We start from the raw sequence: 23,552 nt of genomic DNA, 5'->3' as shown, positions 1-23,552 counted from the left end.
AAACAGGCCACATGAAGTGCCCTGTTCCCGGCGCGGTTGGAGGATGGCAGAATGAAATCACGCACCAAAGTTGTGGTCATCGGGGGCGGCATTGCCGGATGCTCGACGCTTTATCACCTCACGCAGGAGGGATGGAGCGATGTGATGTTGCTGGAGCGTGACGAATTGACGTCCGGGACGACTTGGCATTCTGCGGCACAGGTCACCAACTTTGGCATGACGCAGACCATGGTGGGCCTAAAAAGCCACTCGATCCGCCTTTATCAGGATCTGGCCAGCGATCCGGATTACCCCATCAATTATCACCATGGTGACGGGGGTATCAGGCTGGCCAATACAGAAGCGCAGATGCAGGGGTACCGACACTTTGCGAGCATGGCACGCGGGATGGACGTCAACTTTGAAGTCATCGACGCCGAAGAGTGTGCTCGACGGCATCCGTTGATCTCCACTGACAATCTTCTCGGCGGATTGTGGGATCCTATGGACGGCGACATTGATCCGGCCCAGCTTTGTCAGGCGCTGGCCCGCCGCGCCCGCAAGGCAGGTGCGGAGGTGCATCGCCACACACCGGTTACAGCGCTCAAGCAGTTGAAAGACGACACGTGGGAAGTCACGACCACGAAAGGAGTCGTGCACGCCGATATTGTTGTAAACGCATGCGGTTATCGCGTGAACGAAGTGGGGGCGATGATGGGTGTGCACCATCCGGTAGCGTCGATGGAGCACCAGTACTTTCTCACAGAGGAAATCCCCGCCATCCGAGACGCAGACCACCGCATGCCGCTGCTGCGTTGCCCGATCAGCGACTACTACTGTCGGCAGGAAAAGAACGGACTGCTGCTCGGGTTCTATGAGCAGGATTGCAAGACGTGGGGCATGGACGGCATCGATCCGGGCTTTGCCAACGCGCTGTGCCCCGACGATCTGGATCGTGTTACGGACGTGCTGGAAGGCGCCTTTGAGCGTATGCCCGCGCTGATGGAAGCGGGCATTCATACTGTCATCAACGGGCCCATAACCTACACCATCGACGGAGCGCCTTTGGTTGGTCCGATCCCCGGGAAACGCAATGCGTTCTGCATCATCGGACTTCGGGCGGGCTTGGGCGAAGGTGGCGGACACGGCTGGTTGCTGGCGCAACAGATTGTACATGGTGAGGCTTGCTATGACACTTGGGTGATTGATCCGCGCCGTTTCACGGGGCATGGCAATGTGGAACTCACAGCGCTCAAGGCGATCGAGGACTACCAGAACGAGTTCCGGTTTCATTTTCCACATGAACATCGTCCGGCAGGGCGTCCGATAAAAACCACGCCGCTGACACCCGTTTTCGCCGCAGCAGGCGCGGAGTTCACAGTGGTGAACGGTTGGGAGCGGATCGATTACATAAAGCCCACCGCCGGATTTCAAGAAATACACGGGTTTGACTTCACCGAGGCGTTCGCTGTCGAAGCTGCCGAAGTGGAGGCCGTCAGCTCTGGTGTCGGGTTGAGTGAAATCAACGGGTTCAATCGGATCGAAATCACAGGAAAGGACCGGCATGCCTTTCTGGATCGTATGATCTGCGGGCGCCTGCCGCGCAAAAACGGGCGGGTTGGTCTGACGTATCTGCTGAACCATCATGGGATGATCAAGGCAGAAGCAACTCTGGCAAACTTACCTGCGAGCGACCGTGGACCTGAGCGGGTATGGTATGGCTCTGCGGCTGCCAGCGAGTTCCACGATATGGATTGGCTACGGGCGCATGTCCGTGCGGATGAGGACGTGGATATCCGGTCCCTGACCAATGACCAGACCATTTTGCTTTTGGCGGGCCCCAAGGCGCGGGACGTTTTATCTGCCGCATCCCGAGGGGATTGGACAGCAGAAGGATTTCCTTGGTTGTCGGTGCGCGAAGCCTTTGTCGGCGTCGCTCCTGCGACCGTCATGGCGGTGAGTTTTTCTGGCGAGTTGGCTTATGAAATCCATGTCCCGAACGCCCAGCTCTATGGCGCCTACCTCGCCTTGCAGCGCGCGGGTGAGGTGCATGGTATGTCGTTTTTCGGAGCGCGGGCAATCGAGTCAATGCGACTGGAAAAGGGGTATCTGCACTGGAAAGCGGAGTTGTTGACCGAGTTTGACCCATTTGAAACGGGGCTTGCCCGGTTTGTCGACATGTCAAAGGTGGACTTTGTCGGACGGTCTGCCTTGCAAGCACGCCAGCGCGAACAAACGCAGAAACGATTGGTAACGCTCTCGGTTGGAACGGACAGGGCACCGGCGCATGGTGGCGCGTCCGTGATGCTTGGCGATCAGGTGGTGGGGACCGTGACCTCCGGCGCGTGGGGGCATCGCACGGGGCTGAATCTGGCGATGGCATTTGTCGAGGGTATCCAGTCTGAAGTCGGGAAGACGCTGGAGCTCGACATGTGCGGTAGCAGGGTTTCCGCTGAGGTGATCACTCCAAGTCCTTATGATGCGGACATGGTGCATCTACGCAGCTTTTATTGACGGGTCTGTGTGTCGGACTGACGGCGATTGTGCCAGATCAGTATGCCCGACAGAGTGATCAGACCTGCCCCCATGAGTGTGGGTAAGTCTGGCGCATCGCCAAAGACAACAGCGCTCGCGACCGCCATATAGACAAGATAGCTGTAGGAAAATGGCATCAGAAAATGCGCTTCGGCGAGCTTGTGTGCCCGTATCAGGAATTCGTGCCCGGCCCATGCAAATGTGCCGATTGCAAAAATGAGCCCCCATTCGAGCGGGGCGTCCGGCATATGCCACGTCGTGACGGCCAAAGGGGCAAGACAAACTGTCCCCACGATTCCGAGTGCCAGCTGCATGATGGCCGGATGAACATCGCCGGCAAGCTTTCGAGTCAGAATGGAATAGAATGCCATGCTAAGCGCCGGGATCAGCATCATTGCTGCCGCCCACTCGATATTGGCATCAAAGGGCCTGATGACCACGAGCACGCCTGCAAACCCGATACCAACAAATGCCCATTGGCGGGTGCCGATGTGTTCTCCGAGTAGCGGACCGGAGAGCAAACAGACGAAAATCGGTGCGGAGAACATGATTGCGGATGTGACGGTCAGAGACAGGAACTTAAGAGCAACGAAGTTGACGATTGTCGCGCCAACCAAAAGTCCCGCACGAAAGAAAAGCACGGCCCAAATCCGCTGGGGCAGCCTGAGGCGTGCAGGATCCCCGCGAGCGACGGTGATACATGTGATCGCGCATTGAACAGCATAGCGCATGAAGGCCAGTTGCAGCGCGCCAAAGCCCGCCGCAAGCAACCATTTTGTTGACGTGTCCGTCAGCGTAAACAGAGCATTGGCGGCCAGCATGAGCCCCACCGCAAGGGTGACGGCACTGCGACCGCTGTCGCCCTGATCGGCATCAGCCATCCTTGAACTGATCCACGTAGTGATCCAGTACTTCCGGCACGAGACGCTCGCCCATGCCGGCGTCAACCGCGCCTTGGAGGGCGTCAAGCGTGTTGCCCCCCATCAGGGTTTCCAGTCCGGCATCCTTGGTCATCTGGACATAGTACCCGACGTCTTTGGTCGCGTTCTTGATAGAGAACTGCATCTTGGACGCATCGCCTTGGAGCGCGTACCCGGCAATGAAATCCATCATCATCGAGTGTAGGGGACCAGAGGACACTACGTTGTAGAGATCCTGTCGTTCGATGCCCATCTTGTCAGCCATCGCGAACCCTTCCGTCAGTGCGTTGACCATGCATTGCGCAAAGAAATTGTTGATGAGCTTGGTGGCGTGGCCCGCACCAAGAGGGCCAAGATGGAATACGTTTTCGCCGAGGTCGTCCAGAACCGGTTTTACCTTTTCAAACGCCGCCTTGTCGCCGGCGCCCATGATATTGAGCAATCCGTCAATGGCCTGTTGTGGCGTACGACCGAGCGGTGCATCAAGGTAGGCACTTCCAGCCGCAGCAGTTTCTGCGCCGAGCGACTGGGTGGACGCGGGCAGGGACGTACCAAAGTCAATCACGGTGCTGCCCGGTTTCAGTCCAGCCAGAATGCCATCCTCGCCGTGCATAAGGCTTTCGACTTGTGCGCTGGTGGCGACGCAGAGCATTACGATATCGCTGGCTTCTGCAACTTCGCGTGCGTTGGAGACCTCTGTCGCGCCCGCAGCAACAACCTCGTCCACCAAGGGGCGGGAGCGATTGGCGGTTACAGTAACAGAGTATCCGGTGTTCAGAAGCCGCTTGACCATCGCGCTGCCCATCAGGCCGATGCCGATATATCCGATTGCGGGTTTGCTCATTGATTTGATCCTCTCAATAGGTTTACGGCCGCCCGTCTGAGCGACCCAAATAGGGTTGTTCTGAAGGCAGCTACATCACCGCCCCGATTTGCCAGGGGACGAACTCGTAGTCGCCCAATCCCTGAGCTTCGGATTTGCTTTGCTCGCCGCTCGCCACGGCGAGGATCATTTCGTAGATTTCCTGACCCTTTTCCGTCAGGCTGGTCTCGCCGGTCAGTATCGTGCCTGCGTCTATGTCCATGTCTTCTGACATCTTGGTCGCAAGTTCGCTGTTTGTGGCGAGCTTGATTGTGGGCGCTGGCTTTGACCCAAAGGCGGAGCCGCGCCCCGTGGTGAAGCAGACAATGTTGCAGCCACTCGCGATCTGGCCCGTGACGGACGCGGGATCGTAGCCAGGGCTGTCCATGAACATCAGGCCGCTTTCGCGGATCGGCTCCGCGTATTTCAGAACGCCGTTGAGCGGACTGGTGCCCGCCTTGGCCACAGCACCGAGCGACTTTTCAAGGATGGTGGTCAGCCCGCCGGCCTTGTTGCCGGGAGAGGGGTTGTTGTTGATCGAGCCGCGGTTGCGTTCAGTGTAGTCTTCCCACCAGCGGATCAGCCCGATGAGCTTTTCGCCCGTGGCTTGGTCCTTTGCGCGCTCTGTGAGCAAGTGTTCGGCGCCATAAACTTCGGGCGTTTCCGCAAGCACTGTGGTCCCGCCCTGCGCGATGATCAGATCACTCGCGTAACCAAGCGCTGGATTGGCAGTTATCCCCGACCACGCATCCGACCCGCCACATTGCAGCGCCACTTTCAATTCGGAGGCGGGGCAGGGTTCGCGTCGCGCGGCGTTTGCCAGCGGTAGCATCGCGCGAATTTTCGCGATGCCCGTTTCCACCGTTTTGCGAAGTCCGGCCACGTTTTGGATATTCATGGTTTGAAAGAGGGGACCTGAGGTCAGCCCGTAGGCTTCGAGCAGCCAATCGATCTGGTTCATCTCGCATCCCAGCCCGACCATAAGTACGCCGCCGTGGTTCGGATGGCGGGCATAGCCCCACATGACACGCTGGAGCGCCTCGAAACCGTCCCCCGAGTCCGCCATGCCGCAGCCGGTGCCGTGCACATAAGCAACCACGCCGTCAACATTTGGGTAGTCTGACAACTCCTCCGGGCCGAAGGCGGCAGCGATCATCCGCGCCGCCGTGGCCGAGCAGTTCACCGATGTAACAACCGCGATATAATTGCGGGTACCCACGCTGCCGTTCTCGCGGCGATACCCCATAAAGCTGTCGATGCTTTTGGCGGGTGCAGGCGTATGCAGGTTGGTCGCATATCGGTACTCCGTCGCGACCCCACGAAAGGCAATGTTGTCTGTGTGCACGCGCTCACCCGCGGAGATGTCGCGGGTGGCATAACCAATTGTCTGGCCGTACTTGCGCACAGCGGCCCCTTCGGAGACCGGTGCCACGCAGACTTTATGCCCGCGCGGCACCGCTGTTTTTATGTCTACGCCGTCCACCCTCTCTCCGGCATCCAACCGGGAGGTGGCAACAGCGACAGTGTCGCTTTCGGAGAGTTTCAAAAGCGACATGCCGCTGTTTCCTTCAGAGCAAGAGGGTGACGATGTTAGGCCAGATCAACAGCACCGACAGAGCCAGCATCTGAATGCCGATAAAGGGCAGGAAGCCTTTGAAGATATCGGTCAGAGAGATGTGGGGCGGGGCTACGGATTTCAGGTAGAAGGCCGCTGGACCAAAGGGCGGCGACAGGAAACTGACCTGCATGTTCATACAGAACAGAACCCCGAACCAGATCGACACATGCTGTGGCGACAACTGCCCTATAAAACCGATTTCCTCGATTGGCAGGCGTTTCACGATTGGCAGGAAAACGGGAATGATCAAAAGAACGATCCCGACCCAATCCATGAAAGCCCCCATAAAGAGCAGAATGACCATCATCGTCAAAAGCACCAGCATTGTGGGCATTTCACTGCCAACGATCATGTTCGCGATATAGTTGGGACCGCCAGCCAGCGTGTAAGCTCCTGCCAGTGCAGCTGCGCCGATGGTGACCCAGATGATCGTGCCGGTCGAGCGCAGGGTACGCATCAGGCTGTCCCAGACAAGCTCGACTTTGCCAGGCGCCCGCATCAGCCAGTATCCGATCACAATCAACATAATGACCCAGCCTGCGATCAGCTTGTCGCCGATGCCGATCAACATTGGCAACACAACTGCAGCCACAATTGTTCCGGCGATAACAATGACCGCTTTGGTGCGATGCGTGACAAAGAAGGCTTTCCATTCGTCAAAGGACTTTTCCAACGCGACGGAAATCAGGAACACTGCCAGCGCTCCCATGCCTGCTGCCTCTGTGATGCCGGTAATCCCGCCATAGATGGAGCCAAGCACAACACCGATCACGGTGAATGGTGGCACAAGACCCTTGCCATGTTCCCAACCTGTGGCGGTGCGTTCCTTGCCAAAGACAAACAGAGCGACCACTGCAGCGCCAATCGAGAAGATCGCCAAGGGCAGCAAGTGATAGGTCATCCCGAGCTTGATTGGTTCGTCTACCAGATCGGGGTTCGCGTTGATGCCCGTCACCGTGAAATACAGCGCTCTCAGGAACAGGAGCGCGCCAAAGCCTGACCCAAGCACGCACAGGAATGCGCCAAACAGGCCAAGTTTTTGCAGGCCTGTCGGATCACCCGGCTGCGGTTCAGGCAGGGGGGCATCCTGCGGGCGCAGCTGGGTGCGGACGACAATGTACATGATGATGAAGCTGGCCAACATGAAGCCGGGCACGAACGCACCGGTAAACAGCGCCTTGATCGAGGTTTCCGTGATCAGCCCGTAGATAATCAGAACGATCGAAGGCGGGATCATGGTGCCGAGAGAGCCGGAGGCACAAATCGTCCCGATGGCGAGGTTCTGATTATAGCCCAAGCGCAACATCTGCGGCAGCGCAATCAGGCCGAGAAGAACCACTTCGCCGCCGATGATACCGGACATTGCAGCCATGATCACCGCCATGAGCGAGGTCACGATTGCAACACCGCCACGGACCCTGCTGAGCCAGAAGTCGAGCGAGTCATACATCTGTTTGGCGACGCCGGAGCGTTCCAGCAAGGCTGCCATGAAGATGAACAAGGGCACTGATAGCAGGACGTATTCCGTCATCAGATCAAATATTTTCTGCGTCAGAATATAAAGCGGCCCTGTCCCGGGCCTTCCTGTTAAAAGCCCTTCCCCAAAGGTCCAGGGCGCCATCAGCAGAGTAGGCTCGAACTTGAGGATCATCACCAGCAAGGCCAACACGGCCGAGGCAAACCCAAGCGGCATGCCAATCGCCAGCAAAACGATAAGTCCGAAGACTACGATTATGGAAATAGTGCCGATATCCATCAGTCAGACCCCACGCTTTTCTTGATCATTTCAAGTTCATCCTCGTCGATGTCATCCGCTGCCGAATGGGTCACCGGTTCGAGGTTCCAGTCCGAGATCACGTTGATCACTGCCTGTATGGCAATCAAAGCGACCACGATCAGGATGGTGGGTTGCACGGTCGCCGGAATGGGTGGATCAAAAGCCGTGCCGAACATTTCCCATCTGTAGAATTTTGTCACAAAGACCTGTTTGTAGCTGCCGAAAATCAGGAACACGGCGAACACACAAATCAGCAAGGCACCAAGCACATCGAAGGTGCGCTGCATCCACCGTGGTACGACGTCATAGAGAAGAAATATCCGGATATGGCAGCGCTGTTGCATGGCATACAGACCGGATAGCAGAAACAGATAACCGCCAAGCCAGAGCGTGAGTTCGTTTGCCCATAGGGTCGGCGCTTCGATCGCATAGCGCAGGAAAACCTCGTAAAGCATGACCAGCGTCATCGAGATGATCAGGATCATTGTGATCCGGCCCACAAAAATCGCGATCTTGTCGATTTTTCTCCAGTCCTGAAATTCCATTGGCGCGATCCGCACGGTACGCACACCGATGACAAAGATAATTGGCAACAGAACCAGAGACAGCCAGTCCAGAATATCGGCGTAGCCGCCAAACAGAGCGGGCATGTCAGGCGTCACATCCTTGCGGTAGTGAAGCTGGCTCATCTGCTCCAGAAGGCTTTCGTTTGCCGGCGGGATAAAGCTCAGAATGTAGGCGGGGGTGTGCCAGACGGCCCAACCTGCGCACAATAGAAACGCGAACGGAACAATCCACTCGATCAGCGCCCCCGTGGATATGATCGGTGATCTCTCTGCTGTGTCTGTCACGACGCCCTCCCCGCGTTATGCCACTTTGTAGTGTTCTATGAAGGCCCGATCCGGAGTCACACCGATCCCGGGCCCTGTCGGGATTTTGACCCGACCGTTGTTGTCTTTGACTTGCTGCTGAATATTGAGCGGTTCTTGCAGGAGGTTGTCACGGAATTTATTGTCCGTGGTATCAAACTCCAGCATTGGTTCCCAAGGGTGCAGTCCGCCCGGTAGAGGTGGCATGGCCGCCAGCAGTTGCAGGTTTGTCGCCACTGCGACTGCACTGCCCCAGACGTGATTGATCACAGGTGTGAAATGCGCGTGACAAAGCGCAAGTACCCGCAAGTATTCGCTGATCCCGCCCAGTGCGCAGACTTCGGGCTGGGCGATGTCCAGCGCGCGGGCCTCAAGGAGTGATCGCCAACCCCAACGGTTGAATTCGGCCTCGCCCCCGGAAATGTTGATTTTCAGCTGAGCACGTAACTCGCGATACCCGTCCAGATCTTCAGGCGCGACGGGTTCTTCAAACCAGTAAGCCTCCAGCTCCTCCAATCCGTGTCCGACGTAAAGCGCGTCGCTTGTCGTGTAGCAGTGGTTGGCGTCGACCATGAACCGGAACGTCGGACCGACGCCCTCACGAACGGCCGCTGCCAGCGCGAGGTCTTCTTTGGGGCCAAGGCCGACTTTCATTTTTGTCGCCGCGAAGCCGGCGTCGCGGATCGCGGCGGCTTCGTCCACAAAGCGGCTGCGGAGCGTTTCAAACGGCTCGGGACGCAGCATCATTCCATAGCCATAGACCGGGACATCTTCGCGGTGGCGTCCGCCGATCATCTGGGACACGGGCAAACCGGCGATTTTGCCGGCAATGTCCCAAAGTGCGATATCCACCCCCGACAACGATTGCAGAGGCATGCCTTTTTGGCCGTGGTCGCGCAGCAGATTATAAACCTTGTGCCAGATCACATCCCGATCCAGCGGATCCATACCAATCACCAGCGGCTGGATCACTGTTTCGACAATCGCCTTGTTGGCCAGAGCCACATTGCCCGGTCCAAAGCACTCGCCCCAGCCTGTCACGCCTTCGTCGGTGGTGACTTCGACCAGATGCGCGCTGCGCTTGTCGTAATATTGTTGCGAGTATCCCAGCACCTCCGGCATGTCATATTGCAGGACGTGGCTGGTGATTTTGGTGATTTTCATTGGGATAACAGCAGGTTGACTGCGGGATTGCTGTCGGCCGCGAGGGGGGCGGCCGACAACAGGGAGGCAGCGCGATCAGTCCGCAGACATCGCGCCCATGCCTACCAGGAAGTCGATGTGGCTTTGGAGCAGAGCCTTCGCTTCCGGTGTGGTCGCAAACTCTTCCCAGCCGGCTTTCACAGCGGCGCGGAACTTGGCGAGCTCTTCAGGAGACCATTCGTAGAGGTTTACGCCTTTTTCACGCAGAACCTTTGCGTTCTGGGCGTTCTTGACCTCGTTGATGGTGGCGTTGTGCAGCGCGAGGCTGTCCATGGCCACTTCCATGATCTTGCGGTGATGCGCAGGCATCGCCTCCCAGATGTCGGTGCGGCAGGCCAGGTGGTCAGCCGGCATCGAGTGGAAACCAGGGAAGTTGGTGTGCTTGGCGATGTCATAAAGACCCAGACCAATGTTGTTGGTCAGGTTCGCGGCGTCGGCGCCATCGATGATGCCGGTTTCAAGCGCGGTGAAGATCTCGTTGAAGTCCATCACGATCGGGGATGCGCCGAGGTTCGCGAAAACCTTGGTGGCGAGACCCGGAGGCGAACGGAATTTCCAGTCTTTGAAGTCTTCCACGCCACGGATCGGACGGGTCGATGACAGCGATTCCGGACCGGGGATCCACCAGCCAACAAAGCTCATGTTGTGCTGTTTGTAGAGCGTGTCCACAGCTGCGCGGCCGTCGCCGTGCAGCAACCACGCCATCTGCTGATATGGGTTGGCATAGCCGCCCATCAGGTCGCCAGTGAACTGGAACGCCGGGTTTTTACCGGTCTGGTAGGCGCCGCCGGTCATGTCGCAATCCAGAATACCGGTTGCAGCTGCGTCAAAGGTTTCCGCCGATTTCACAACCGAGGACGAATAGAACATCTCGATCTGGATTTCGCCGTTGGACATTTCCATCACGTCGTTGACGTATTTTTCCGCGAGCTGGCCGGACAGGGTTTCCGGCGAGAAGTGCGTCTGAATGCGCAGTGTGGTCTGTGCGGACAGGGCAGACGCTCCGATGGTCAGAGCGGCGGCTGCCGCGAGCAGTTTATTGGCCTTCATAGATCTTTTCCTCCCTTAGATCTGTCAGTCTTGTCCCAACGGTTTGCCGTTGATGTATTTTGGTATGACCAAACTAGCCAGTGACCTAGGGTGAGGCAACAAAATAGTTGAAATATCGAAAATTTTGAGATTTTATTCGAACCACGAAATTATTTTTGGTTGGACCATATGTCGGAGGCGCGTGAATTCGGATGACGAGCATCTATGAAAACATGCGGGACCGACTCGTAAACGGACATTTCAAGCCGGAACAAAGGCTTAAGGCTACAGAACTTGGCGATGAGCTTGGATGCTCTGCAAGCGCCATGCGGGAAACCCTGTTTCGTTTGTCCACTGTCGGTCTCGTTGATTTTCAGGAGCAGCGTGGTTTCCGTCTGCCTGCCAGTTCTCTTCAATTACAGCAGGAGCTCACCCAGATGCGTATCCTGTTGGAATGCGAAGGTGCCTGTTTGTCGATTCGCTTTGGAGATCTTGGATGGGAGGCCCGCCTCACCGCCGCCCACCACAAATTGCGCCATATCGAGTCACGGGTCGAAGAGGGTACGACGGATCGCCAAACCTTGATCTTGTGGACACAGGCAGAGCTGGAGTTCCACCAGACCTTGCTGGAAGCTTGCGGGTCTTCGCTTTTGCTCAGCCTGCACGAAATGGTCTATCAACAGTTCCGGCAACAACTGATCACGACCGATCGGATGTTTGTTTTTGTGCCGGAAAACATTGATCAGCACCAAGGCATCATCGACGCCGCGCTGGCCCGTGACGAAGCCCTTGTTTGCAACCGTATCACCGCGCATTTGTCGCGAAGCCTAGTGGACGCAAATACCGCGCCGTTGACCGTCAGCCTTGAAGCGCGGCGTCAGGCGCTTGGCATGTCCTCTTCCAGATAAACCGAGACGATTTCGTCAAACGTCTCTTCAGCCTGAAAGCCTAACTCCAGAGCTCGCGATGGCGCAAAGTCACGCGGCCAGCCATCGACGATTTTGGCAATTGATGCGTCCGGCACCTTATCGATCAAGGCGACAGCCGACTGACCGGCGGCTTTTCGCAGCGCTTCAATCTGTTCCTCCACAGTGGCGCTTAACCCCGGCATGTTCAGCGCCCTGCGGCCGCCCAGCAGCGCCGTGTCCAGAGCCGCTGCATGGGTCAGAAACCCCGCTGCTGAGCGAGGTGACGCGTGCCAATGCCGTACGCTGGTGGAAACAGGCAACGCTGCGCGCTGACCGTTCAAAGGTTCGCGAATGATGCCTGAGAAAAAACTCGATGCAGCGAGATTTGGTTTGCCGGGGCGCACACAGATCGTTGGAAGCCTGATGGAAATACCGTCCACAAACCCTTTTCGGCTGAAGTCCGAAATCAGCGTTTCGCATATCAACTTCTGCGCGCCATAGCTGGTTTGCGGCGCGCAGAGGAAGTCGTCGTCGATCTTATCTGGAAACGGGCCGCCAAAAACGGCAATCGACGACGTGAACACCAAACGCGGGCAATAAGCGCTTTCTGCCGATGTCGCGCGAATGGCTTCGAGCATCTCCCAGACCGGAAACATGTTCTGCGCGTACCCTTTGTCAAAATCCATCTCCGCTTCGCCAGAAACAATCGAGGCGAGGTGAAAGATCACATCGGGCCGTCGCGTTACCAGATTTCGAAGCACAGCGGTGTCGGTCAGCGATGCTTCGACATAAGTGACACCTGCAGATGGGGAGTCAGGCGTGACAATGTCGCACACGGTTATGGCTTGATCCGGTGTGATTGGATTTGATGCCAGACGTGAAATCAGCTTGCGCCCGACCATGCCTGCGCCGCCGAGGATGAGAATTTTCGTCATTGGGTCATTCCGTTCAGGTCACGCAGTTCCTGATAAAGGCCGCTGTGGTCGCGCTCGCCGCCGCTCAAGTCTTCGATGTAGCGCTGAAAGCGTGCTCTGACCTGCTCCGTCATCGGAAGGTGCAGGGAATGGGACAAGGCTTCTTCAAGCGCGTTGTTCAGGTCTTTGAGCTGTAACCGCGACAATCCTCCCGGATCAAAATTGCGGGTGGTCATACGTGCGCCGTGCTGTTGAAGAATTGTACTGTCCGCAAATCCGCCTTTAAGGGCATCCCGAACGGCTTCGGGGTCAGCGCCACCTTCTTCGAGCAGAAGCATTGCTTCGGCGACGGCTCCGATGGTGACAGCGACAATGGCCTGGTTGGCGAGTTTTGCCAGTTGGCCGGACCCCGTTGGCCCAACGCGCACCGGGCGTCCCATCAGCGACAAGACAGGCGCAATCCGTTCGATAACCCCGGTGTCGCCCCCTGCCATGATCGCCAGCGATCCCGCCTCTGCACCTTTTGTGCCACCGGATACAGGCGCATCCACGAAGTGTATTCCTGCGGTTTCCAAAGTTGCAGAGACGTCGCGCGCATCCGAGGGTTTGGTCGAGGACATGTCCACCCACACGGCGTCCCGATCCATCGCTGGCGCACAGGTCTCAACCAACGCTTTGGTGATGGCGCCGTCCGCGACCATACTGATTACAACTTCTGCATTGGCAACGGCACTCTCTGCAGTTGGGGCGATTGTTATGCCATCAGCCTCAAGCCCCTCGCACTTGCCAGCGCTCCGGTTCCATACGGTCAACGGCACCCCGCCATGAGCCAGATTGAGCGCCATCGGGCGACCCATAAGTCCGACACCAAGCAGCGCTGTTTTGGGCAATTCCATCCCCGGATTCCTCCTCTCGGCAAGCGGTTCATTTGCCATTAAAAACATCATGCGCTTGACTGTCGCAAGATTTCTCGGTGTTTTTGGCGGCGATGTTAGCGCTCAACCCGGCGCGCGGAAGACCAATGCCGCGCCGACGCGATGCCGACGCAATACCGACATGATACCGACGGGTCAGGGAGGACCTCATGGCAAAGATCACCAAAGACCAACTGCGCTCGCGCAAATGGTTCAACGACCCGGAAGACCAGGAAATGACAGCGCTCTATCTCGAGCGTTATCTGAATTATGGCTTGACCCGGGAGGAGCTACAGAGCGGCAAGCCGATCATCGGCATCGCACAGACGGGGAGCGACCTAAGCCCTTGTAATCGCCACCACATTGAGCTCACAAAGCGTGTGCGTGACGGTGTTATTGCAGCTGGCGGCACGGTGATCGAGATCCCCGTGCACCCGATTCAGGAAACCGGCAAACGCCCAACTGCCATGCTGGACCGAAATCTTGCATATCTGTCTCTGGTGGAAACTTTGTTCGGCTATCCCATTGATGGCGTTGTGTTAAATATCGGTTGCGACAAGACAACGCCCGCTCTCCTTATGGCGGCAGCAACGGTGAATATTCCTGCGATAGCTTTGTCAGTCGGGCCGATGCTTAATGGGTGGTTCCGTGGCGAGCGCACCGGTTCGGGCACCATCGTCTGGAAGGCGCGCGAACTGCACGCTGCCGGCGAAATCGACGACGAGGGCTTCATGGATGTGGTCGCATCTTCCGCGCCTTCGGTGGGGTATTGCAACACGATGGGTACTGCCACCACGATGAACTCTCTGGCGGAAGCTCTCGGAATGCAGCTGCCGGGTTCCGCTGCAATTCCAGCACCTTACAGAGAACGCGGACAGATTTCATATGAGACGGGAAAGCGCATCGTTGACATGGTTTGGGACGATCTTCGTCCGTCGGACATCATGACACGCGAAGCTTTTGAAAACGCGATTGCGATCAATTCAGCAATCGGCGGCTCGACCAATGCGCCTATCCACCTGAATGGAATCGCGAGGCATCTTGGCGTGCCTTTGGACAACAATGACTGGCAGAATATCGGTCACAAGATCCCGCTTTTGGTGAACCTCCAACCGGCCGGTGAATATCTGGGTGAAGACTACCACCGCGCCGGTGGCGTGCCTGCCGTGGTATCGGAATTGTTGAAAGCAGGCTTGCTGCCACACCCCGATGCGATCACTGCAAATGGACAAAGCATGGGAGCGAACTGCGAAGGGCGAGAGGTGATGAACCCTGCTGTCATCAAGTCGGTTTCCGAGCCGATTGTAGCCGAAGCTGGCTTTGTGAATTTGACAGGAAACCTATTTGACAGCGCGATCATGAAGACTTCGGTGATTTCGGATGAGTTCCGCGCGAAGTACTTGTCAAACCCGGACGACCCCAATGCGTTCGAAGGCCGTGCTGTTGTGTTTGACGGGCCAGAGGATTTTTACGCAAGGATTGATGATCCTGCTGAGAACATTGACGAAAATTGCGTTCTTTTCATGCGCGGCGCCGGTCCGAAGGGATATCCGGGAGGTGCTGAAGTGGTGAACATGCGGGCCCCGTCATATCTTCTGAAGCAGGGCATCAATGAATTGCCATGTGTCGGTGATGGGCGGCAGTCAGGCACCTCGGGGTCTCCGTCGATTTTGAACGCTTCCCCTGAGGCGGCAGATGGTGGCGGGCTCGCTTTGCTGCAAAACGGCGACCGTGTGCGATTTGACCTGAACAAATGCACCGCGGATATGTTGGTCGACTTTGAAGAGCTACAGAAAAGGGCTTCTGATCTTGTTGCGGCAGGCGGTTATGCCGCTCCTGAGAGCCAGTCTCCCTGGCAGCAGTATTTCCGGGAGATGGTGCAGCCGTTTGATCAGGGCATGACCCTGCGGGACGCGCCAAACTATCGCGACATCGCACGTAAACATACACCGAGGAACAACCACTAAATGGCTGATTTACTTGTCCTATGTAATGTCACTGATGAGATGCGCACGCGCCTCGATGGTGGTTTTGAGTATCAACTGGCCAAGGATTTGGAAGATGTTGATGCGTGGATGGAAACGCAGGGCGCCGCCGTTGAGTACCTGCTGACCGACGGCCATCTTGGCGTGCCTCAAAACATTCTGGCAGGTTTGCCAAACCTCAAAGCAATCAGTTCTTACGGCGTGGGATACGATAGCATCGACACCACAGTCACAAACGCGAGGGGCTTGCCCGTGTCCCATACGCCAAGCGTGTTGGATGATGAGGTCGCGACAACGGCTTTGTTGTTGTATCTCAGCGTGATGCGGAATTTCCCGGCTGAAGTGGCACACGCTGCGTCAGGAGCATGGGAACGTGACGGCGGACTCGGTCTGTCACGTTCGGCTGACAACAGAAAAATTGGAATTCTGGGGCTTGGCCGTATCGGAAAAGCTTTCGCGCGTAAGATGGAGCCCTTTAATGCAGACATCTGCTACACGGGGCGCAGCAGGCAGGATGTACCCTATCGATATTTTGCCGACTTGGCTGAGATGGCGGCAGAAGTTGACGCGCTGGTTTGCATCGCGCCGGGCGGGCCTGCAACGCATCATCTGGTGAATTCCGAGGTGCTGCGTGCCTTGGGACCTGAAGGCGTTTTGGTGAACGTGGGGCGCGGCTCCGTCGTGAACGAAGTCGCGCTGGTCGCGGCGCTGGATGCCGGCGAAGTTGGGGGTGCCGGTTTGGATGTGTTCGAAAATGAACCGCACATTCCACAGGCATTGCGGCAGAATCCCAATGTGGTTGTCACACCTCATATTGGCAGCGCGACGGTTGAAACGCGCCGCGCAATGGGTGACTTGTCAATCGACAACCTTCTGGAGTTCAAAGCCAGAGGGCGGATGATTACTCCTGTGCCGGAGTGTTCTCATTTATTCGAGTGAGGGGCGCGTCAGCGCCCCATCCATCCACCGTCTACAACAAGAATTTCTCCGTTGACGTAATCGCTTGCGTTTGAGGCGAGAAACACCGCAGGCCCGGCAAAGTCTTCAGGTGTGCCCCAGCGACCTTGAGGGATGCGTTCCAGAATGGCCTTCGAGCGGATTGGATCGTCCTGCAAGGCCTGCGTGTTATCCGTGGCTATGTATCCGGGTGCGATCGCGTTTACGTTAACCCCTTGGCCTGCCCATTCATTGGCGAGCGCCTTGGTGAGTTGACCGATTCCGCCCTTTGAAGCCGCATAGCCCGGAACAGTGATGCCGCCTTGAAACGTCAACAGAGACGCTGTGAAAATTATTTTTCCCGATCCGCGCGCAACCATGCCCTTGCCGATTTCTCGGCTCAGAACAAATTGGGCAGAGAGGTTGACCTCTACAACTTCGTCCCACCATTCATCAGGGTGCTCAGCGGCGGGCATGCGTTTGATGGTGCCTGCGTTGTTGACCAGTATGTCCGGCGCTGCACCATCGGCTTCCAGCTGGGCCACGAATGTATGCAATGCTTTCCGGTTAGAGAAATCACACTGATATGCTTTGAAGGACCGCCCCATTCCGGTAACAGCCTTCTCTACATCCGAGCCATTGAGCTCGAGAGAGGCGCTCACCCCGATGATATCGGCCCCTGCTGACGCCAGTGCTTCGGCCATGCCTCGACCGATGCCGCGTTTGCAGCCGGTTACGAGGGCCGTTTTGCCGGAGAGATCAAAACTTGAGAGAATGGTCATGCGTCTTCTCCGACTTTGATGAGGCTTTTCATTGCAGTTGGGCTGTTGTCCAGAGACTCAAAAGCTTGCTGGATGTCCTCCAGAGGACTCACGTCTGTAATGACCCGTTCGGAATCAATTGCGCCGGAAACGACAAGTTGGATTGCTTTTTCATAGTCTTCCGGTTCGTACACGCGCGCGCCGATCAGTTTCAGTTCCCTCCAGAAAAACTGGAATAAGTCGATCTGCGGCTTCTGAGCGTGGATGGCGACCATAACGATTCGGGCGCGGGTCGCCGCGCAAGCGGTCATTGCATCCACCCCGGGTTGCGTGCCCGAAACCTCGAACACAACATCCGCGCCCTTGCCGGACGTCCTTTCGTTGATAGTGTTCGGCAAGTCAGCTTCAACCGGATTGATCGTGTCAAATCCCATCGCCTGCGCGATTGCGAGACGATACGTGTTCACCTCGGAGATAACCACGTTGCCGCCTGCATCACGGGCGACCATCGCGCACAAAATCCCAATGGGCCCACCGCCGATCACCAGGACATCTTCGCCCGGTTTGAGCCCGGAAAGGCGAATGTCATGGCAGGCGACCGCGACAGGTTCAATGAGCGCAGCATGATCCATCCGCATGTCGTTTGGCAGAACGTGCAGTGTATGAGCGGGCACGTTCCAGATCTCCTGCATCGCGCCGTTTGTATCGAGTCCAAGAAACTTGAGGTTATGGCAGATGTGTTGATGGCCGGCATCGCAGGCAGGGCAGTTGCCGCAGTGGTCCAGCGGTCGGACAACCACCTTTTCTCCAACAGAGACGTTGGTCACACCTTCGCCAACGGAGGCGACGGTGCCTGACATTTCGTGCCCGATAACGCGCTCGAACCCAACGCGTCCGTCCATGTTTCCGTGAAAAACGTGCATGTCCGTGCCGCAGATACCGCAAAACGCGATGCGAACTGCAACTTCGCCTTTTGCAGGGGCTGGGGCCTCCATGGTTTCGACGGTGAAGGTCTTGTTACCGCGATAGTGGGCGGCTTTGATTGTGGTGGTCATAGTTTTCCCTTTCACGCGTGATGGCTGTCGCGCAGTTTGTCCCAGTCGAAGACCACACCTGTACCGGGCGTGTTTGGGGCCACTGCCAAATGGTCTTCAACCACCAACGGGCGCGTTGTGTATTGGTCGATCGGAAAGCTGTGTACTTCGAGCCAACCCGCGTTTGAACGAGCGGATACAAGGCTCACGTGCAACTCTTGCATGCCGTGACTACAGATTGGAATGTCGTGCTCCACGGACTGTTCGGCGACCTGAAGCCAGCCGGTTATCCCGCCGCAATTCGACGCGTCAGGCTGAATGAAGCTCAATTGAGAGTTGCGGAATGCATATTCAAACTCGTGTATCGTGTGCAGGTTCTCACCCATTGCGAGCGGCATACCTGTGGCACGCGCAATCTCGCCATATCCAAAGTAGTCGTCCGGAATCGTGGGCTCTTCAAACCACATGAGGTCGAAGGGTTTGAACGCGTGGCAGGCTTCAATCGCCTGAGGCACCGACATTGCGTAATTCGCGTCAACCATGAAAGGCCGATCTGGACCAAGCACATCTCGAATTGCGGCAATTCGGGTGACGTCATCTGCAAGATCAGGTTGGCCGATCTTGATTTTCACCGCGTTAAATCCGCTTGCGAGGTAGCCTTCTGTCTGAGCTACTAGCTTTTCGAGAGGGAAGTTCAGGTCAATTCCACCGCAATATGCGTTGCAACGGTCGGATGATCCCCCGGCCATTTTCCAAAGTGGCTGGTCCGCCTTTTTGCAGCGAATATCCCAGAGTGCGATATCAACGGCTGAAATGGCGAAAGAAGCGACGCCTCCCCTAGCAACGTAATGCATGTGCCATTGCATTGCGTCGTACAGGCTTTCGACGTCGTGCGCGTCTTTCCCAATCAGGAAGGGGGTAAGGTCGTGTTGGATCATGGCGGCGATCGCGTGGCCACCGCGTCCTCCTGTGTAGCTGTACCCAGTGCCTTCAGAGCCGTCGCTCAGGCGCACGGTTGCGGTGATTAGTTCAAAATGCGTGTGATCCCCGTGTTTGGCATCGGTGAGCACTTCGGCAAGAGGCAGGTTGAACCGGTTTACCGCGACATCCTGGATTGTTGTCATCTTGGCCGTCCCTCGTACATTGCGGGTCGCGCGGAACCTACAGTGGATTCGCGCTCAACTTGCAGTTTGGTATGACAAAAAAATCCAGAGGCGTCGAGAGGGAGTTGTGATTTGCCCTTATGCTTGGCTTTTGGCTTACTTTTTGTCATACAAAAATTGACTGTGGGCAAGTTTGCTCACGTCTGGAGTGGAACGGGATGCAAGACGCACCTTCAGAGACAAAAAAGAAGCGGGCGGCGGATGCGTTGATACGCACGTTCGAGCAGCAAATTTTTGACGGCACTTTGAAGGATGGCGATCCGCTGCCTCCGGAGCGCGAGATCGTTCAAAATTACGGTGTCAGCCGAACTGTAGTACGCGAGGCTGTGGTTGCCTTGTCAAACAAGGGACTGGTCGAAGCAAAGCCTCGGTTTCGTCCGGTTGTCCGTAAGCCGGGCTATGACACGGCTATTGAAACGGTAGGTGCCGTGGTCGAAAGCCTGATCCGCCAGTCAGGCGGCGTTCGAAATCTGTTTGATTTGCGTATCATGATGGAGGCGGCGCTGGTGCGCGAAGCAGCCCTGCGCGCAAACCGCGACCAAATCGCAAGGATGAAGGAGGCGCTAGCTGCCAACGAAGCCGCGATCGACGATTCCGAGCGTTTCTACGAAACCGACGTGATTTTTCATGGCGTGCTATATGAAATTCCGAACAATCCGGTTCTTCCGTCCATTCACAAGGCCTACACCGGCTGGCTTTCTTATCATTGGCGCCAAATGCCGAGGTTGCCGGACCGCAACCGCATAAATTTCGAGTCGCACAACCGGATATTCGAAGCCATCTTGCATCGTGACCCTGACGCTGCTGAGGCTGCTTTGCGCCGTCATATGGATGACGCTTGGCAGCAGGTGCGAGCCACCTTTGGCGAATTATAGGTGAGCGTCTGATGCGAATTGCGATTTTTGGCGCTGGATTGATAGGCCGAAAGCACGCCGAAATAGCGGGTCGGAACAGCGCACTTGCCGCAATTGTCGATCCGAACCCGGAAAGCCGAGAATTGGCTGATGGTCTGGGCTGCGCGCATTTTTCAACTCCGGAAGATTGTCTTGAAAAGTGCCAATTGGACGGTGTGATTATTGCCACCCCTAACCAACTGCATGTTACCCATGCACGACAGTGCATCGACAAGGGCATACCGACGCTGATCGAAAAGCCGATCGCGGATAAAGCTGCGCATGCAACCGCGATGGTGCAGGAGGCAGAGGCGCAAGGTGTTCCCATCCTTGTAGGACATCACCGGCGCCACAACGCGATAGTTCAACGCGCACGAAAAGCGATTGAGGAAGGCGCACTCGGTCGCATTGTCGCGGCAAGCGGGCATTTTCTACTCTATAAGCCAGATGACTATTTCGACGTTTCCTGGCGGCGGGAACCCGGCGCCGGCCCGATTTTTATCAACCTTATCCACGATATCGATCTTTTGCGGTACTTTGTTGGGGAGATTGTCGAAGTCGTTGCAATGCAATCGTCTGCGGCGCGCGGCTTTGCAGTGGAGGACACCGCAAGCGTTCTCTTGCGTTTTGAGACGGGGGCTTTGGGGACATTCTCGCTTTCGGATGCGGCGGTATCACCTTGGTCGTGGGAGTTCACAGCTGGTGAGAACGCCGCGTATCCGCATGCCAACGCCGCAGCGTATCAGATTTCAGGTACACATGGCGCGTTGTCGGTACCCGATTTGCGGTTCTGGCACCATCCAGAGACGCGTGGCTGGTGGGAACCATTGGATGAGACAACACTAGAGGCAGATCACCATGATCCGCTCCAGAAGCAGTTCGAACACTTCTGCGATGTGTGTCGGGGGGCGGCTCCAATTGTGGCTGGGAAAGAAGGTCTGCGTAGTTTGATGGTTGTCGAGGCCATTAAGCACTCAGCGGACAGTGGGGCAGCAGTCAAGTTGAGCACGCGCGACTGAAGACGCTAAATTTAGCTGTTTCCTAAACTCCAGATTAACTTTTTTGCCCCAGATTCGACGCCATTGGCCTTGGTGCGTTTGGAGGCGAAATACGTTTGGTGTTTTTCAGATTTTTCCTAGTAGTTTTGGCGCTGAATATTTGCTGTAACCGAGGGGTTCGGGCAGACATTCGGGAGTTGCCTGTCGAGGCGGATCGTTGCGCGATCTTTTTCGCTCTGACCGGAGGGGTTGCAACAGGATGTAAGCTGCCGGACGTCGGTGCATTCGGCCGCACACGCCGCTTGCCACCAGCGTCAGAGTTTTCGAAAGAGGCGGCCCCACTACGTACAATGGAAGAGGAGCAGGGCTATTTTGTCAGGTTTGCCTTCAATTCCGACACGTTGACACCAGAGTATTCCGCGCACTTGGATCGTTTGGCTGGAGTACTCGGAAACGTCGCTTTGGAGGCCAGCTGCTTCAAGCTTGTCGGACACACGGACACCACTGGCGAAGCTGCGTATAATCTTCGGCTTTCAGAACGGCGCGCATCACAAGTTGCCGCCTATTTGGTTGCCAAAGGCGGTGTCGACCCTAACCGGCTTCGGACCGAAGCCAGAGGGGAAAAAATAGGCCTTCCGGGAGTGCCCGGCGCGCACCCGCTTAACAGACGGGTCGAAATTCTCGCAAAAAACCGGAGTTCCGATGGCTGTTGAAATCATCAGGCCATTGTTGTTCGTGGGCTTGCTTTTCGGTTGGAATGCCTCGGCCCTCTCTCAAGAAAGCCACGTGGCTCTGCTCGTTGGAATTTCAAACTATGATTATCTAGATGACCTGCAGAACGCATCCAGGGATGCGCATGTGCTGGCGATCGAGTTTGAGCGTCTGGGTTACGAAACGAAGTTGGTGACGAACCCATCCAGAGCTGAAATGCTGCGAGCGCTTGCAGAACTGCGTATCCGAGCGTCGGAGGCATCTCAGGTCGTGATCTATATTGCCGGTCATGGCGTGCAAATTGGTGCACAAAACTATGTGCTTTTGCGGGATGCGCGCGCCTTTGAAGGCGGCTGGCAGGCAGGAAGCGTGTCGCTTCCGACGATTTTCAAAGCAGTTTCGGACAAACCCAGGCAAAAGATAGTCTTTTGGGACGCGTGCCGTGTTCCAGCGGTTTTGCAGCCGGCCACGTCACGGCATGGCCGCAACAATATTCCTGCTGGCAGCTATGTCGCTTATGCAGCGCAGCCTGGTTTTGCCGCATTTGATGGTTTCGATGGCAACAGCCCGTTTACCGCTGCACTCCTCGAGGAATTGCGTAGCTCGAGCGGTGCGCTCGAGGAAAAGATGCGCAAAGTGCGACTACGGGTGACCACAGAAACGGCAGGTCAACAGGTGCCTTGGACACAAAGCTCCTTATTACGATTGGCCTATCTCAGAAGTGACAGGGACTAGGAAATTTGGTCCGGCAAGTCGCTTAGCGGAATGAACCTTATGGCACCGACGAAGGCGTCCGCGTTGGTTGTTGGCGCTGGTGTGCCTGACCAAGTGTCCAAAGCTGGCGACGCGGCCCAAATGTTTGCAAACAGAAAGCCCGGAACTTCTGGCAATCGTGCATCTGCGCTGGTGACTTCAAAGATCAGCGTGTCTTCGGCGTACCAACGAATGCGATCAGGAAGCCACTCAAACGCGTAAGCACGAGGCTTTTCTGCGGCATCAAACCCAAGATCGATAAATCGGTTGTTTAGAACGCCATCTACAAACCAGGCGACGTGCAGCTTCGTCGTATCTTTTCCGAGGAACTCGATGTCGATTTCATCGTGACGCGTTCCATAGTACCGACCGGTGTAAGTGAAAAATCCAGTTATGACACCTTCGCCGCGCGCAGGCTGCATTTCGACCTCATACCGCCCATAGTGCGTGGTGGCCGTTCGCCGGATCGACGCCCCAGCGAACCCGTTTTTGCCAGTGCTCTTAGGTGAAAGAGACAGTTGCACGCCGTCATCCAGGTGTACCTGTTTTCGAGACCAATCGGTGTCGAAATGAGGATGGGAAAAATCGTAGTCCGCGACGTGCCAATCATTTGTCGGTGGCACGCGAAACAATTCTTCAAACCCCTCTTGGGCGGTTACGAGAGTCGCGCCAAAAATCATAAACACGCACCACAAAAGGCTCAGCCTACCAAAACGTCTCATCTTCGCACTGGCCCCACCAAGGTTAACGAAAGTTAAGGTTAACGCCTATCTCGCGCGCCTTGGTCAGG

The 23,552-nt window shown here is 56.5% G+C and carries 21 protein-coding genes; 8 read left to right on the top strand and 13 right to left on the bottom strand.

The annotated features are described in order from the left end of the window. Window positions 1-51 precede the first annotated feature (51 nt). A complete protein-coding gene (locus tag BXY66_RS12080) occupies window positions 52-2,493 on the top strand; it encodes a GcvT family protein (RefSeq protein WP_132860504.1) in 2,442 nt (813 codons plus the stop codon). Here the strand turns inward: BXY66_RS12080 and BXY66_RS12075 are convergent. From BXY66_RS12075 to BXY66_RS12045, 7 genes are all read right to left on the bottom strand, one after another. Further along, window positions 2,487-3,395, bottom strand: a complete 909-nt coding sequence (locus BXY66_RS12075; protein WP_132860503.1) for a DMT family transporter — start codon at window positions 3,393-3,395, stop codon at window positions 2,487-2,489. The genes BXY66_RS12080 and BXY66_RS12075 overlap by 7 nt on opposite strands. Further along, a complete protein-coding gene (locus BXY66_RS12070) occupies window positions 3,388-4,287 on the bottom strand; it encodes an NAD(P)-dependent oxidoreductase (RefSeq protein WP_341785810.1) in 900 nt (299 codons plus the stop codon). The genes BXY66_RS12075 and BXY66_RS12070 overlap by 8 nt, the downstream gene beginning before the upstream one ends. 61 nt (window positions 4,288-4,348) lie before the next feature. Then, window positions 4,349-5,851, bottom strand: coding sequence for a UxaA family hydrolase (locus BXY66_RS12065; RefSeq protein ID WP_132860501.1), 1,503 nt, complete (start codon window positions 5,849-5,851; stop codon window positions 4,349-4,351). A 13-nt stretch (window positions 5,852-5,864) separates the two neighbouring features. Further along, complete coding sequence (locus BXY66_RS12060) at window positions 5,865-7,670, bottom strand: TRAP transporter large permease (protein ID WP_132860500.1); 1,806 nt, start codon at window positions 7,668-7,670, stop codon at window positions 5,865-5,867. After that, on the bottom strand, window positions 7,670-8,542 hold the full coding sequence (locus BXY66_RS12055; protein WP_243694374.1) for a TRAP transporter small permease subunit: 873 nt from the start codon (window positions 8,540-8,542) through the stop codon (window positions 7,670-7,672). The genes BXY66_RS12060 and BXY66_RS12055 overlap by 1 nt, the downstream gene beginning before the upstream one ends. A 15-nt stretch (window positions 8,543-8,557) precedes the next feature. Then, window positions 8,558-9,724 carry a mandelate racemase/muconate lactonizing enzyme family protein gene (locus BXY66_RS12050; RefSeq protein ID WP_132860499.1) on the bottom strand — a complete coding sequence of 389 codons (1,167 nt, stop codon included), beginning with the start codon at window positions 9,722-9,724 and terminating at the stop codon, window positions 8,558-8,560. Window positions 9,725-9,799: 75 nt separating this feature from the next. After that, on the bottom strand, window positions 9,800-10,813 hold the full coding sequence (locus tag BXY66_RS12045; protein WP_132860498.1) for a TRAP transporter substrate-binding protein: 1,014 nt from the start codon (window positions 10,811-10,813) through the stop codon (window positions 9,800-9,802). A gap of 191 nt (window positions 10,814-11,004) precedes the next feature. Here BXY66_RS12045 and BXY66_RS12040 point away from each other — a divergent pair, with 191 nt between their 5' ends. Beyond that, on the top strand, window positions 11,005-11,700 hold the full coding sequence (locus BXY66_RS12040) for a GntR family transcriptional regulator (protein ID WP_132860497.1): 696 nt from the start codon (window positions 11,005-11,007) through the stop codon (window positions 11,698-11,700). Here the strand turns inward: BXY66_RS12040 and denD are convergent. Together denD and BXY66_RS12030 are read right to left on the bottom strand one after the other, a co-directional pair. Beyond that, on the bottom strand, window positions 11,670-12,635 hold the full coding sequence (gene denD, locus BXY66_RS12035) for a D-erythronate dehydrogenase (protein ID WP_132860496.1): 966 nt from the start codon (window positions 12,633-12,635) through the stop codon (window positions 11,670-11,672). The two genes, BXY66_RS12040 and denD, sit on opposite strands and share 31 nt — an antisense overlap. Beyond that, window positions 12,632-13,510, bottom strand: coding sequence for an NAD(P)-dependent oxidoreductase (locus BXY66_RS12030; RefSeq protein ID WP_132860495.1), 879 nt, complete (start codon window positions 13,508-13,510; stop codon window positions 12,632-12,634). The genes denD and BXY66_RS12030 overlap by 4 nt, the downstream gene beginning before the upstream one ends. A 188-nt stretch (window positions 13,511-13,698) precedes the next feature. On the opposite strand from BXY66_RS12030, the gene BXY66_RS12025 reads away from it, so the two are divergent. Next, complete coding sequence (locus tag BXY66_RS12025; RefSeq protein ID WP_132860494.1) at window positions 13,699-15,495, top strand: IlvD/Edd family dehydratase; 1,797 nt, start codon at window positions 13,699-13,701, stop codon at window positions 15,493-15,495. Then, window positions 15,496-16,452, top strand: a complete 957-nt coding sequence (locus BXY66_RS12020; protein ID WP_132860493.1) for a 2-hydroxyacid dehydrogenase — start codon at window positions 15,496-15,498, stop codon at window positions 16,450-16,452. Between the two features lie 8 nt (window positions 16,453-16,460). On the opposite strand, the gene BXY66_RS12015 is transcribed toward BXY66_RS12020, so the two are convergent. Genes BXY66_RS12015 through BXY66_RS12005 form a run of 3 tightly spaced genes read right to left on the bottom strand, consistent with a single transcriptional unit; the run spans window position 16,461 to window position 19,368 of the window. Further along, window positions 16,461-17,225 (bottom strand): SDR family oxidoreductase, encoded by a 765-nt coding sequence (locus BXY66_RS12015; RefSeq protein WP_132861061.1) that lies wholly within the window; start codon window positions 17,223-17,225, stop codon window positions 16,461-16,463. Window positions 17,226-17,227: 2 nt separating this feature from the next. Beyond that, complete coding sequence (locus BXY66_RS12010) at window positions 17,228-18,265, bottom strand: zinc-dependent alcohol dehydrogenase (protein ID WP_132860492.1); 1,038 nt, start codon at window positions 18,263-18,265, stop codon at window positions 17,228-17,230. 11 nt (window positions 18,266-18,276) lie between these two features. Beyond that, entirely contained in the window at window positions 18,277-19,368 is a 1,092-nt protein-coding gene (locus tag BXY66_RS12005) for a mandelate racemase/muconate lactonizing enzyme family protein (RefSeq protein WP_132860491.1), read from the bottom strand. Between the two features lie 197 nt (window positions 19,369-19,565). On the opposite strand from BXY66_RS12005, the gene BXY66_RS12000 reads away from it, so the two are divergent. The 4 genes from BXY66_RS12000 (at window position 19,566) to BXY66_RS11985 (ending at window position 22,744) form a co-directional block, all read left to right on the top strand. Further along, a complete protein-coding gene (locus BXY66_RS12000) occupies window positions 19,566-20,282 on the top strand; it encodes an FCD domain-containing protein (protein ID WP_132860490.1) in 717 nt (238 codons plus the stop codon). An 11-nt stretch (window positions 20,283-20,293) separates the two neighbouring features. Then, window positions 20,294-21,319, top strand: coding sequence for a Gfo/Idh/MocA family protein (locus BXY66_RS11995; protein WP_132860489.1), 1,026 nt, complete (start codon window positions 20,294-20,296; stop codon window positions 21,317-21,319). Window positions 21,320-21,417: 98 nt separating this feature from the next. Further along, window positions 21,418-22,011, top strand: a complete 594-nt coding sequence (locus tag BXY66_RS20605) for an OmpA family protein (RefSeq protein WP_243694373.1) — start codon at window positions 21,418-21,420, stop codon at window positions 22,009-22,011. Further along, a complete protein-coding gene (locus tag BXY66_RS11985) occupies window positions 22,001-22,744 on the top strand; it encodes a caspase family protein (protein ID WP_132860488.1) in 744 nt (247 codons plus the stop codon). Before BXY66_RS20605 ends, BXY66_RS11985 begins: the two co-directional genes overlap by 11 nt. On the opposite strand, the gene BXY66_RS11980 is transcribed toward BXY66_RS11985, so the two are convergent. Then, window positions 22,741-23,442 carry a family 16 glycosylhydrolase gene (locus tag BXY66_RS11980; RefSeq protein ID WP_165929170.1) on the bottom strand — a complete coding sequence of 234 codons (702 nt, stop codon included), beginning with the start codon at window positions 23,440-23,442 and terminating at the stop codon, window positions 22,741-22,743. The two genes, BXY66_RS11985 and BXY66_RS11980, sit on opposite strands and share 4 nt — an antisense overlap. Window positions 23,443-23,552: the final 110 nt, after the last annotated feature.

Source organism: Shimia isoporae, from assembly GCF_004346865.1.
GTDB lineage: Bacteria > Pseudomonadota > Alphaproteobacteria > Rhodobacterales > Rhodobacteraceae > Shimia > Shimia isoporae.
The sequence above is the reverse complement of the archived record's forward strand: the minus strand, read 5'-3'. Positions and strand labels throughout refer to the sequence as shown.

What these genes read in the sequence shown, in the direction of transcription:
- BXY66_RS12040 (WP_132860497.1), top strand. Translation starts at nt 11,005, where the DNA reads ATGACGAGCATCTATGAAAACATGCGGGACCGACTCGTAAACGGACAT.
- denD (WP_132860496.1), bottom strand. Translation starts at nt 12,635, where the DNA reads ATGACGAAAATTCTCATCCTCGGCGGCGCAGGCATGGTCGGGCGCAAG.
- BXY66_RS12005 (WP_132860491.1), bottom strand. Translation starts at nt 19,368, where the DNA reads ATGACAACAATCCAGGATGTCGCGGTAAACCGGTTCAACCTGCCTCTT.
- BXY66_RS12025 (WP_132860494.1), top strand. Translation starts at nt 13,699, where the DNA reads ATGGCAAAGATCACCAAAGACCAACTGCGCTCGCGCAAATGGTTCAAC.
- BXY66_RS12065 (WP_132860501.1), bottom strand. Translation starts at nt 5,851, where the DNA reads ATGTCGCTTTTGAAACTCTCCGAAAGCGACACTGTCGCTGTTGCCACC.
- BXY66_RS12075 (WP_132860503.1), bottom strand. Translation starts at nt 3,395, where the DNA reads ATGGCTGATGCCGATCAGGGCGACAGCGGTCGCAGTGCCGTCACCCTT.
- BXY66_RS11980 (WP_165929170.1), bottom strand. Translation starts at nt 23,442, where the DNA reads ATGATTTTTGGCGCGACTCTCGTAACCGCCCAAGAGGGGTTTGAAGAA.
- BXY66_RS12030 (WP_132860495.1), bottom strand. Translation starts at nt 13,510, where the DNA reads ATGGAATTGCCCAAAACAGCGCTGCTTGGTGTCGGACTTATGGGTCGC.
- BXY66_RS12080 (WP_132860504.1), top strand. Translation starts at nt 52, where the DNA reads ATGAAATCACGCACCAAAGTTGTGGTCATCGGGGGCGGCATTGCCGGA.
- BXY66_RS12010 (WP_132860492.1), bottom strand. Translation starts at nt 18,265, where the DNA reads ATGACCACCACAATCAAAGCCGCCCACTATCGCGGTAACAAGACCTTC.
- BXY66_RS12000 (WP_132860490.1), top strand. Translation starts at nt 19,566, where the DNA reads ATGCAAGACGCACCTTCAGAGACAAAAAAGAAGCGGGCGGCGGATGCG.
- BXY66_RS12020 (WP_132860493.1), top strand. Translation starts at nt 15,496, where the DNA reads ATGGCTGATTTACTTGTCCTATGTAATGTCACTGATGAGATGCGCACG.
- BXY66_RS12045 (WP_132860498.1), bottom strand. Translation starts at nt 10,813, where the DNA reads ATGAAGGCCAATAAACTGCTCGCGGCAGCCGCCGCTCTGACCATCGGA.
- BXY66_RS11985 (WP_132860488.1), top strand. Translation starts at nt 22,001, where the DNA reads ATGGCTGTTGAAATCATCAGGCCATTGTTGTTCGTGGGCTTGCTTTTC.
- BXY66_RS12060 (WP_132860500.1), bottom strand. Translation starts at nt 7,670, where the DNA reads ATGGATATCGGCACTATTTCCATAATCGTAGTCTTCGGACTTATCGTT.
- BXY66_RS11995 (WP_132860489.1), top strand. Translation starts at nt 20,294, where the DNA reads ATGCGAATTGCGATTTTTGGCGCTGGATTGATAGGCCGAAAGCACGCC.
- BXY66_RS12050 (WP_132860499.1), bottom strand. Translation starts at nt 9,724, where the DNA reads ATGAAAATCACCAAAATCACCAGCCACGTCCTGCAATATGACATGCCG.